Source organism: Clostridium sp. YIM B02500 (assembly GCF_022324665.1).
GTDB lineage: Bacteria > Bacillota > Clostridia > Clostridiales > Clostridiaceae > Clostridium > Clostridium beijerinckii.
Genome location: NZ_JAKGTE010000001.1, coordinates 167,616 through 180,278, shown reverse-complemented (window position 1 = coordinate 180,278; position 12,663 = coordinate 167,616). Strand labels below are relative to the sequence as shown.

The 12,663-nt window shown below is 29.0% G+C and carries 8 protein-coding genes; 6 read left to right on the top strand and 2 right to left on the bottom strand.

The window, feature by feature from the left end:
• The first annotated feature begins 114 nt into the window (after positions 1-114).
• Together L1S46_RS00635 and L1S46_RS00630 are read left to right on the top strand one after the other, a co-directional pair.
• On the top strand, positions 115-1,332 hold the full coding sequence (locus L1S46_RS00635) for a cadherin-like beta sandwich domain-containing protein (protein ID WP_236895888.1): 1,218 nt from the start codon (positions 115-117) through the stop codon (positions 1,330-1,332).
• A gap of 845 nt (positions 1,333-2,177) precedes the next feature.
• Positions 2,178-3,977: an N-acetylmuramoyl-L-alanine amidase family protein gene (locus L1S46_RS00630; RefSeq protein WP_238898819.1), complete on the top strand. Its 1,800-nt coding sequence runs from the start codon at positions 2,178-2,180 to the stop codon at positions 3,975-3,977.
• Between the two features lie 996 nt (positions 3,978-4,973).
• On the opposite strand, the gene L1S46_RS00625 is transcribed toward L1S46_RS00630, so the two are convergent.
• On the bottom strand, positions 4,974-6,818 hold the full coding sequence (locus L1S46_RS00625; protein WP_238898818.1) for an O-antigen ligase family protein: 1,845 nt from the start codon (positions 6,816-6,818) through the stop codon (positions 4,974-4,976).
• A 264-nt stretch (positions 6,819-7,082) separates the two neighbouring features.
• Positions 7,083-8,504, bottom strand: a complete 1,422-nt coding sequence (locus L1S46_RS00620; protein WP_238898817.1) for an undecaprenyl-phosphate glucose phosphotransferase — start codon at positions 8,502-8,504, stop codon at positions 7,083-7,085.
• A 187-nt stretch (positions 8,505-8,691) separates the two neighbouring features.
• Between L1S46_RS00620 and L1S46_RS00615 the strand changes: the two genes are divergently transcribed.
• The 4 genes from L1S46_RS00615 to L1S46_RS00600 all read left to right on the top strand — a co-directional run bounded on the left by L1S46_RS00615 (position 8,692) and on the right by L1S46_RS00600 (position 12,647).
• The gene (locus tag L1S46_RS00615) at positions 8,692-9,438 is read left to right on the top strand and encodes a glycosyltransferase family 2 protein (RefSeq protein ID WP_238898816.1); all 747 of its coding nucleotides are present in this window, start codon (positions 8,692-8,694) and stop codon (positions 9,436-9,438) included.
• A 378-nt stretch (positions 9,439-9,816) separates the two neighbouring features.
• On the top strand, positions 9,817-10,971 hold the full coding sequence (gene wecB / locus L1S46_RS00610) for a UDP-N-acetylglucosamine 2-epimerase (non-hydrolyzing) (protein ID WP_275298942.1): 1,155 nt from the start codon (positions 9,817-9,819) through the stop codon (positions 10,969-10,971).
• A gap of 49 nt (positions 10,972-11,020) precedes the next feature.
• A complete protein-coding gene (locus L1S46_RS00605) occupies positions 11,021-11,827 on the top strand; it encodes an ABC transporter permease (RefSeq protein WP_238898814.1) in 807 nt (268 codons plus the stop codon).
• 19 nt (positions 11,828-11,846) lie between these two features.
• Entirely contained in the window at positions 11,847-12,647 is an 801-nt protein-coding gene (locus L1S46_RS00600; RefSeq protein WP_238898813.1) for an ABC transporter ATP-binding protein, read from the top strand.
• Positions 12,648-12,663 lie beyond the last annotated feature (16 nt).

The window sequence follows — 12,663 nt, the reverse complement described above, 5'->3', positions numbered from 1 at the left end:
AACGCTTATGAAATAGGCGTTCTTTATATTATTTTATATAAGGCATAATAAAAAATAATCATGGCATTTTGAACTTGTTATTTTATTTCATATGCCTAAAAGGAGAGAGAATATATGAACAAAAATTTGAAAAAAATAATAGCCATAATATTAGCTGTAAACACTGTTAGTACAATTGCACCAGCAGCTAATTTGGGTCTACTAACTACTAAAGCTTATGCAGCTAATAAAATAACTAATTTAACAGTAGAAGATTCAAACGGAGATAATATGTCTCTTTATAGTGAGAGTGATTGTACAGATAAGCATAGGGTAGACAGTGATGATGTACAGCCTGGAAAGACTTACTATACCAGAAAAACTTCAGCAGATGAAATAAATATAGATGCAGATGGGGTGGATTCAGATAATATAAGGGTATTTGAAGAAACATCATCAGATACTGAAGGAAAAGATATTGGAGAGGATGTTGACTTATTATCTGGAACAAATGTTATTACTGTAAGAGTATATAACGGGGACCCAGGAACAGTAAAATATAGTGATAATTCTTATGTAAATGAATATAAGATTAGAGTAAAATACTCCGAATCAAATGATGATGACGATGAGGATTCAGATAATGTATACTTAAGCAGTATTACGTTAATGGGAGGAAATATAGACTTCTCAAAAAAAGTTTATACTTATGATGTGCAAGTTCCAGAAGATTTAAGTAAAATTACAATACGTGCAAGGCCTGATTGCGATAGCGGTAAATATGACGATTATAAGGTAAAAATAAATGGAGTAAAAGTTGATAAAGATGATAAATTTAAGGATGATGTATCCTTAAATAAAGGGAAGAATGTAATAGATATAAAAGTTGAAGATGATGATGATAATGAAAGAGTATATACTTTAAATATTACTAGAGGTAAAGATAATTCAAATAATAACTCTAAAAGCAGTGAACAAGCAGAAGTTACCAAAACAAGTCAATGGGTTCAAGTTGATGGGAAATGGCAATACAAAGATTCAACAGGTAACTCAGTAAAGAATACTTGGGTGCAAAACTATTTTGTACAAGCAGATGGGAATATGGCGACAGGTTGGCTAAATAATAATGGAAAGTGGTACTATCTAGGCGATGATGGAGCTAGAAAAACAGGCTGGCAATTAGTAAATGGAAATTGGTATTATTTAGACTCGCAAGGAACAATGCAGGTTGGATGGATTAGAGATGCAAATAATGGAAAATATTATTATCTAAATAATGATGGATCTATGGCATATAATACAACAATTGGTGAATATAAATTAGGACCAGATGGAGCTTGGTATAATAGATAATTAGGAAGAAAATTTTGAATTAGTAGATAGTGTTGCGTAGTGAGAATCCTAGCCGAAATTGGATGCATATTTGTTCCATAGGATTATGAAAATTTCGCTGAAAGGTTCTAAATGGCAGGTTGTGCCCATTACTGCATGTTCCCACTTTCAGTGTGACAAGCATTGAATGGAACAACCTCCCATTAAGAACCTAAGCAGCTTATTTTCAAATGCCTATTTTACAAATATGTATCCAATTTCTCTGTTGTGATATTTCAAATTCTCAATATTGAACATTATATGGATAAATGGTATGTAATTAATAATGAAAAAATTAAATTTATACAAAAAAAGGTACCAAAATGAATTTAAGTAGTTGTATTGTATAATGAAAGTTTATTTGGATAGTTATAGAATATATTCATTTAAAATGAATTATAACCAAGTAGATCAAGATTATAAAGATAGAACTATATAAAACTTAATAATACAATTTTACTTGTATATATTAGTTAACTTAGAATTTAATAAATTTATTTTCTAATATTAACTAAAAAAATATATTTATATATTTTTTTAAAAAAAGTACCCAAAATGAATTTTGGCATTGTATTATTTAGTGATATTACAGTAAATACTAGGAAGAACAGTAAATTATGAAAGTTAATAGCATTTTATGTACAAGCATTATGTAATGTGGTATCATGTTATAGTTAATGTAAATGTGTAATAAATTACATGTGATTTATTTGATTACTAAGAAATTTATACAAAAATATACATTAGTAGTTATTATATAACTTTACATAGTTGTACAATAATGCTATAATTTATCTGAATTTTAAAATTTAGGAGGAAAAGAAATTATGTTTAAAAGAGCAAACAAAATTACATCTTTATTAGTAGCTGCTGCTTCAGTTATGGCTTTAGTGCCTGCTTATGCTGCAGACGTAAAGAAAGTTGATTCAGAAGACGGTACTGTATACAATGCAGTAGCATACAAAGACGGTAAATTCTTTGTTGATGGAGAAATCAACGATGATGAAGAAGCTTACTATGTAGCTGACGGAAAATTCAACAAATTAGATGATGTTGATTCAGGAGATGAAGCAAATCTATTTGGAGAAAAATACTTAGATGTATCAGACGGAGACTACACTGTTGATTTAGATAAAGGTAGTGTAACTGATGATGACGTAGTTGGAGATACTGCAGATGATGCTGCAGCAGCTTTAAGAAAAAAAATCAAAGATGACACAGATGATAGATATGATGAAGCTCAATCTGATGACATAAAGAAGGAAGAAAATTTAACTTTAATTCCAGGAGCAAAATACGGAAAAGTTTGGTATTCGACAACTTATGCTGCAACTAAGAATTCTGACGGAACTTATAAAGATGCTAATGATAAGGCACATGAATTCAACGTTTTCACTGACACAGAAGGTAACTATATAGATGCAGATTATAACTTAGGTAAATTAAAAGTTACAACAACTGCTGATGGTGCAAGTGGAGATAAGACAGTAACTATCGAAAATACAAATGATACTTACGATACTCAATCAAGTACATCAAAAAATATTGCTGGTAAAGATGGATTAAGTGCTAGTGTTGAACAAAAGGCAGTGTTAACACAAGATGCAGATTATATCTACAGACTTGTAAAAGTAACAGTTAAAACAACTAACGGTGCTGGAATAACAGAAATCAATGATGTTAAATTAGCTGATATAAAAGATAAAACAGTATTTACTCCTGATACTAATGGTTCAGTTAATACTGTATCATTCTCAGCTATTCAAAAAATATCAAAAGCACAAAATTCTGATGATGTAGATGGAGCTAAATATGCTAAAACAGTAACTACTTATGCTTTATCTAATGATTCAGGAAGCAAATTAGATGAAGAAAGTTTATTCATAGATAATAATGGAGCTGCTGTTACTACAACTAAGTATACTGTAGCTAATGGAAAGCTTATAGCTTACAATACTGCTAATGATGCTAATAAAAAAGTAACTGTTGATGCATATACATTAAAGACAAAAGGTGGATACTACTACGCTGATGAAGAAGATAAGAGTTCAGAAGATTGTGAAGTAAGTGCTCAAGATAGCAACGTTGCAGCTGTTCAAACAGACGTTGATGGAAATCTTTGGAGATTAGATGGTGGATATATCTACAAATTCGATAACACTGATGACTGGGATAAAGTTTACAAAGTAGACGGATCTTTCGATGAATTATCAGTTTATGACAAAGATAACATGGTTGCTTGGAGCGAAGATGATGATGTATATTCATTAATCGGAGGAAAGAGCGATGATAACAACGGTGGAGAAACAACAACTCCTGTAACTACAGCTGGATGGACTCAAACTTCAGCAGGATGGACTTACACTAAAGCTGATGGAACTAAAGCTACTGGATGGTTACAAGACGGTGGTGCTTGGTACTACTTAAAAGCTGATGGTACAATGGCTACAGGTTGGGTTCAAGATGGAGCAACTTGGTACTACTTAAACGGATCAGGTGCTATGCAAACTGGTTGGTTAAATGATAACGGAACTTGGTACTACTTAAATGGATCAGGTGCTATGTTAGCTAACACAACAACTCCTGATGGATACTATGTAGGAGCTAATGGAGCTTGGGTTAGATAAGTTTTAATCTAAACTTATTAGATGAATAGAAAAGGACAAGGCTAAGCCTTGTCCTTTTTTTGCGCTCATAAAATAGAAAAAACTTAATGTTTCCATACAATATCTGCGATAGTAAATTTATAATAGGTAGAAAAGATATGATAATAAGATTATATAATTGAGCATTTAGAGTGCTAGTGAAATTTAATAAAACTATAAGAATTTGAATTACTTAATAGTCTTAAGATTTTATAATTTTTAAAAAAAATTTCTATAAAATTATTATGAGTATATTATGAACAGAAGGAGAATATTTTATATCTGAAATCAAAAGAATGTCTAAAAACGATAATGTTGTATTATTAATTACTCTGTGTAAAAAATATATTTCTAAAGAATGTAGAGAAAGTTTAGAGTTTTATTTATAGCTCACATTCAGATAGCAAGAAACTATATGTGGTAAACTGTTTAGCTATATTAATATATGCCAATCACACAAGTTAATTATTTTATGATATACTTTAACAAAAAATGATACATAGTTTATAATCCATGAGTATTATAATGTATTAGAGAATCTGGATCGTTTAATAGATATTCTAAAGGCTTATTGCATCAGTTTCTAATATCTATTAAGATCTAGATGTACTTTAAATAATACTTTTATTTAAAGTTTTATAGTTAAGTATTTCGATTTGAAGAATATTAATTAGATATTAGATAAAAAATCTAATTTAGACTATAATATAAAGCTGTTTTTTGCTTCATAAAATAGTGCAGCTGATTGTAATGCTTATTTTTTATGATGATTTAGTAAATTTAGAGTCATAATCGTTATTTATGGTTTTAAAAAGTTTATAAAATAACTTTCTTTCTATAAGCGTCTTTTATTACATTAGCAGTTTACGTTATTTTTTACATTAGGTTATTTATATTACAGGAGAAAAATATCCATAAGGTAGATTCTTTGAACTTCTATCTTATGGATATTTTGAAGTTTTTATAATTAACGATTCATTAGTTGCTATGATCTTTTTGTAAGGTTTTTCTGTTAATAGAATTGATTGCAACACCAACTCCTAATATTATCCAGAATATTGGAGCAACACTTACAACTGAATCATTAAATAATCCTGCGCATAAGTATCCAGTTACACCCAAACAAGTAATAGCGCCTAATATTTGAGATTTATCTTTATAAGTATCTTTAAAGCCATAGAGCCTTATGCTATCAGAAATATAAATCAGTATGATAAATATAAAGCCTATCAATGCGATTACACCATAATTAATAGCTATTTGTAGATAAAGGTTATGAGCTTTGTCTACAACCATATTTGGAGTATCATAAGCATAGTATTTGCCGATCAAATCTTCTTGTGGAAAATCGAAAGCAAAAGTATCTGGACCTGTTCCCAAGATTATAGTGTTTTTGATAAGAGGAAGAGATCTTGACCAAATATAACCTCTGGCAGAGCCTAATTTTTCTTTTCCCTTAAAGCCTATAGTTTCAGGATATTCTAAATCAATAAATTTCTTTGTACTCATATCTATTAGGTGAAAAATTTTATTGCTATCTAATTTAAATAAAAATATTGGTTTGTTATCAATTCTTAAAAGAAGGCTATCAGAAATAATAGAGTTCTTATCAAGTTTTCCAAAGGCAAAAGTAACATTTTTGAAATTATCAGAATCAGTTACTAGCACTTTATCTTTTAATACAAATGAAACAATTTCATCTTGCGAATTTCTGAATACAGGTAAACCATTTTCATAAGTTATCTTTAAAGTATCTTTTGGGAATATAACCTCAGTGGTTTTATTATTATACTTTATATCTTTAATAGGAGTATAATCAGCATAATTGAAGTTGCTCGTATCTTTAGTTATACTAGACACATCAGTAAGTAAACTAGGAACCCTCCTCAAGATGCTTCCTTTACTCGCAAAATTCAGGCCAACAATCATTATTGCGAAAGTAGTCACTATAATTAAGATACCTTTCCAATGTTTGAAAATAGGTTTGTAAAAAATAACACAACCTAATATAATCGAACCTAAAACACCAATTATTCCTGAACGGGCTGAGCTACCAAATAGTAACCATAAAGAAAGAAGTGTGCCTATAAAAGACATTATTTTATAAGTGATATCATCTTCAACAATAGTGTAACAAAATAATATTGGTAAAGTCATACAAATAAAGCTACCCATATAATTAAAATTAGCAAAAGTTCCGTAGATCGTTCCTTGCTCTTTTAATAAATCAATTTGAGAATTAGCAGTTTGATATTGTGAAGGAACAACTATAGAAGTACCTAACGAAGTTTTAATTAAATCTTGACCAATATATTGAAAAATACCTAAAAATGAGTTTATAAATACTAGAATGAGAATTGGAACAATAATGTATTTATAATTATTTGTAGTTTTGAAGGTATAAATTGAATATACGAAAAGAATAATATAACAGGCTATAGTAATGAAACCTTCAGCTCTGTCAAATATTCCCCAAAAAGATACTGTTTTGTATTTTGAAAATATTGATGATAGTAGCGTAAAAAATGTAAATATACCGCAAGCAACTAATATGTAATTAGTATGCCTATCTTTTTTACTAAAAATTTTCTTGAAGAAGGCAATACTAATAAGAATCAAAATAATAGAAAAGAGCATTAAAAGAAAAGCTTTTTTTTGAGAAAACAAATCTGTTTTAGTAGTAGCACCCCATATATTAAATGTATTCTCATCAACATGAAGCACTGTCATCCGAACTATTGATGGCACAATTGTTAATATAAGCGCAATGGGAAAGAAAAAGTTAAAAGATTTTTCTCTAGAACCGTTTCTTAAATCATTCATTTTTACACATCCTAATAACTTTATTTTTGTAATTTACACATACAAATATGTAATATTATAGCATCACGGACAAGTTATTTCAAGAAATCAGAAAGCTGATGTTTTTTTTGAAGTTGTTTCCACAGCACATATTAGAAAGAGAGATTTATAAGATTAATGGTGAAACTAATTAAGATCAGAAATAAAAAATCATACCATAGACAAATGATTATCTATGATATGATTTTTTTACCTGATTATCATTAAATTTTATAATTTAAGAGATCAAAATGTTAAGCTATCATCTTTTGAAATCTTTGTAGCAGAGTTTATAATTTGTTCGTTATTTTTAATTCCTTTAAAAAGTGTCTTGAATAATATATTTATATCAATTAATATATTCCAATTTTCAATGTAGTATATGTCATATTCAATTCTTTTTATAATTGATGTATCACCTCTATAACCATTTATTTGGGCTAGTCCAGTTATTCCAGGTTTAACTTGATGTTTGATCATATAACGAGGAATTTCATTTTTAAAATTTTCAACAAAATGAGGAAGTTCTGGGCGAGGGCCAACTAAGCTCATGTCACCTTTTAACACATTAAAAAATTGTGGCAATTCATCTATAGAAAATTTACGTATAAATGCACCAAACTTAGTTTTACGTGGATCAATATTTGTACTCCAAGCAGTTTGAGATTTAGAGTTTACTTTCATGGACCTAAATTTATACATAGTAAATAATTTTTTGTTTAAGCCTACACGAGTTTGTTTGAAAATAATTGATCCAGGAGAAGTAAGCTTAATTATAATTGATGAAATAAACATAATAGGAGATGTAATAACAATCAAAAATATTGAACCCAATATATCTAAACTTCTCTTTAAAAACGCATTACCTAAATTATCTAGAGGAATTCTTCTTAAATTTATTAAAGGAATTTTTTCGATTTGATCAATATAAGGTTGACTAGATATATATTTGTAGCAAAATGGTATTATAGAAATCTTAGTACCGCTTTTCTCACAATCAGAAATTATGTTCTCGATATATTTTGCATCACACAAGTCAAGTGCGCAAACTACTTCATCAAATTTAAATTTATATAATATATCTAATAATTGTTCATACCCACCGAATCTTCTACCAACGAAGTGTGAAGAATCAGAAACATAACCATCATAGCTATACCCAAAACTTTTATTATTTTTAATAATGTTTAGATACTCTAAAGCTGTTTCTCCGGAACCAACAATTAATACATGTTTTAAGTTCAATCCGTTTGTTCTAATATTAGATAAAGTTTTCTTTAGAAGAAATCTCTTGCTTATGACTAAAGTGGTATTAATAAAATAAAAGATAATTAAAACCCATCTTGAAATGTCAACTAATTTAAAGATGAATAATGCAGATAAGCAAAAAGCGATTAAAATGGTATTGCTTTTAATTACTTTAATATAGTCTTTACTAATTAAAGAGGATCTTATTGAATCATATAAATTGAAAAAGATATATAGCGTAACATTTATAGGAATCAAGAGAAAAGTAAATTTCATATATATATTAAATTTTAAATAGATTGTGTCAGGAGAAAAAATAAAAAAACGAATAAAATAAGCTATGCTCATAGAGATGAATAATATTAATATATCGCTAAGAGCATTTATTTTATTTAATAAGTTTTGATTTTCTCTTATCATTAAAATTCATCCTTTTTACTTAATATTTTTTACGGACTACATGCAGTTTGGCCTCAATATAATTATAGATGAATTTAAGGAATAATCCAACTATATTTTAAGAAGCTATGACTAAAAAACAAATATTAAATAAATTTATGTTGTGGTATACTGGATTAAGATAGAGTTTTGTAGGGGGAACTAGAAAGTGGAAGTGTTGGTGTCTGTAATTATACCTGTTTATAATGCATCTAGAACAATTGAAAAAACAATTAATTCAGTTTTAGATCAAAGTTATACAAATTTTGAGTTAATCGCCATTGATGATTGTTCAACAGATAACTCGTTTGAAATTCTAGAAAAGTTAAGTAGTGAAGATAATAGAATAATTTTATATAGAAACTCAAAAAACTTAGGAGTGGCGAAGACTAGAAATATAGGAATAGATATAGCAAGAGGTGAATTTATTAGTTTTTTGGATAGTGATGATATATGGAAGGTGTCTAAATTAGAAAAACAATTGAAATATATTAGACAAAAAAATGCTCACATATGCTATACATCATATGAAATGATAAGTAATGATGGAACTAATAGTGGTCTTAGATGTGTACCTAAGGAAATCAACCATACTAGGCTATTAAAGGAAAATGTTATTTGTCTTTCAACTACTATTGTTAAAAGTTATGTGCTTAAGAAATATTCTTTTCAAACAGAATTTTTTCATGAAGATTTTGTTCTGTGGCTAGAATTACTAAGATCTGGATATAAAGCAGTAGGAATTCAGGAGTACTTAGTAATATATAGAAAAGGGGGGCGCTCTTCTGATAAATTAAAGGCAGGTATGAATAGGTGGGTAGTATATAGGAAAAGTGAGAAGTTGAGTTTAGTATTATCAATTTATTATTTAATAAATTATATAATAAATGGCATGAAAAAATATTATTTGAGCTAAGTCTCACTCTATATAATATAGAGTGCTATTCGTTTGACATTTAATGTTAGATATGATTAAATCATTAGTAAGTATGCTAATGAAGATATTGATATGCAGTAATATTGGTATTTATAATAGGAAATTTGAATTTATCACCAAAGTTTGTTTAGCGATTGAGCTATAGAATTCAAGCTATATAAATTCGGTTTTAAAAATTTCATAATAAATATCTTTGATTATTTAGTGATATAATAATATTTAAGTCATTTTTATGTGATATATTTGGAGTGTTAACAGAATATTATATCGCAAAGGATGACTTGTTTACTTTTTGACAGATATGTTAGTTAGAAGGTTGTAGATAAGTTTCAAAAAATCTAATAATGAGGTGTATATATGAAAATAATTAAAGTTATGAGTGTTTTTGGAACAAGACCAGAAGCTATAAAAATGGCTCCAGTTGTAAAGGAACTTGAAAAAAATGAAAATATTGAAAGTATTGTATGTGTAACAGGTCAACATAGAGAAATGCTTGATCAAGTTTTAGAAATATTTGATATTAAGCCGGATTTTGATTTAAATATAATGCGTCAAGGTCAAAATTTGACTGACATTACTACAAGAGCTTTGGAAAGCCTTAGTGAACTTATGTCTGAAGTTAAGCCAGATATAGTACTTGTACATGGAGATACTACGACTACTCTTGCTGGCGCATTAGCAGCTTATTATAATAAAATAAAAGTAGGACATGTTGAGGCTGGACTAAGAACTTATGATAAATATCAGCCATTTCCAGAAGAAATAAACAGAAAATTAACAGGTGCTTTAGCGGACTTACACTTTTGTCCAACTATTCTTGCTAGAGAGCATCTTTTAAAAGAGAATATACCAGAAGAAGATATTTTTATAACTGGAAATACTGTAATAGATGCATTATCAACTACTATAGAGGATGAATATATATTTAGCGTTGATGAGTTAAACAATATAGATTTTAAAAATAAAAAAGTAATTGCTATGACAGCTCATAGACGTGAAAATCTTGGAAAACCGCTTATAAATATATGCAATGCAGTTAAAAGAATAGTAAATATAAATGAAGATGTAGAGGTTGTATATGCTGTTCATAAAAATCCTGCGGTTCAAGAACCAGTAAGAGAAATCTTAGGTGATAATGAAAGGATACATCTTTTAGAGCCTCTAGATTTAAAAGATATGCATAATCTCATGAAGCGTTCCTATTTGGTTATGACAGATAGTGGTGGGCTTCAAGAAGAAGTGCCGTCGATGGGAAAGCCAGTTCTTGTTCTTAGAAATGTAACGGAAAGACCTGAAGGAATTGAGGCGGGAACACTTAAATTAGCTGGAAATGAAGAAGCGGTTGTCTTTGAAATGGCTCATGAACTTTTAAATAGTAGAGAGGCATATGAAAAAATGGCACAGGCAAAAAATCCTTTTGGTGATGGGAAAGCATCTCAAAGAATTGTTGATATAATTCTTTATTATTTTAACATTAAAAATGAAAGACCATTAGATATTATTTCATATTAAATGTACGTAGTTAATTCGTTAAGTATACATTGAAAGGAAAAATGACATTATGTGGGAAAACATTAAAACTGTTTTTAGAGAAAATTTTGAGAATAGAAATAGACTATTAAGATTAGCAAATTATGAACTAAAAGCGCAAAACAATGGAACTATGTTTGGATTTTTATGGAATTTTTTTAATCCAGCACTTCAAATATTTGTATTTTGGTTTGTTTTTGCAATAGGATTGAAATCAGCTGCTCCACAAGGAAAGTATCCGTATATTATTTGGATGATTGTGGGAATTATTCCTTGGTTCTATATCAGTACAGCATTGACTACTACGGGAAGCTCAATATATTCATATAGTGGAATACTTAAAAGAATGTATATTCCTATGTCTATTGTACCTGTAAAATCTGTATTATCAGCTCTTATTGGTCATTTTTGGGCTATGCTTGTAGTAGTTGTAATTATATTTTGCTCTGGCTATAATCTTAGTTTTTATTGGTGGCAAACTTTTTACTTTACATTTTGCAGTTTTGCATTTCTTGTTGGATATGCACTTTTTGCATCTGCTATCGTAGTTATTTTTAGAGATTTTCAGAAAATTATGGCATCGATTATTAGACTTCTTTTTTATATTACACCTATTGTTTGGGTGCAAGATAATTTGCCCAAACAGCTTAGGTTTGCATTTAGTCTGAATCCATTTTCGTATATTATAGATGGATACAGGGATAGCTTGCTTTATGGAAGAAACCTTATGTGGCATTGGAAACAAGGTGTGTTTTTTTGGATTGTTACTATAATAATATTTATAATCGGATGTAACATACATATGAAATTTCGTAAACAATTTATAGATTTAATTTAAGATGGGCTTGGTGGATTATATGGATAATAATTTAGCTATTAAGTGTACAAATTTATATAAAAAGTACCCATTATACTCTGGAGATTTTGAAAGATTAAAGGGGCTATTTTTACCATTTTATAGACCTAAAGAATTTGCTGCACTTTCAAATATTAATCTAGAGTTCAAAAAGGGTGAAATTGTAGGATTGATAGGCCTTAATGGATCAGGAAAATCTACACTTTCGAGTATTATTACAGGTATAACTTATGCAACGGATGGAACAGTTGAAGTTGATGGTGAAGTAAATATGCTTTCTGCTAATGCAGGTATGGAAAATCATCTTACAGGTGTAGAAAATATAGACTACAAATGTCTTTTACTAGGCTTTAGCAAAAGTGAAACAGAATTTATAAGAGAGGATATTATTAATTTTGCAGATATAGGCGTTCATATAAACCAACCATTAAGGACATATTCGAGTGGTATGCGTTCTAGGTTAGGTTTTGCGATATCTGTACATATGAATCCGGATATACTTATAATTGATGAGGCTTTAGCTGTTGGTGACAATAGTTTCACTGAGAAATGTCTTGATAAAATGAATGAGTTCAAAGAAAAGGGGAAAACTATACTTTTTGTTAGTCATGCAGTTGCACAGATGGACGAATTTTGTGATAAAATAGTTTGGCTTAATAAGGGGAATATTGTAGGTGTTGATGTGCCAGAAAGAATTATTAAGCCATACTGTATTTTTGCTAGACAATTTAACGCTATGACAAATGATGAACGGAGTAATTTTGAGGTTAATTTAAAAGAGTATCAGGAAAAGTTTTTATAGTTAGAAAGTGAGATCT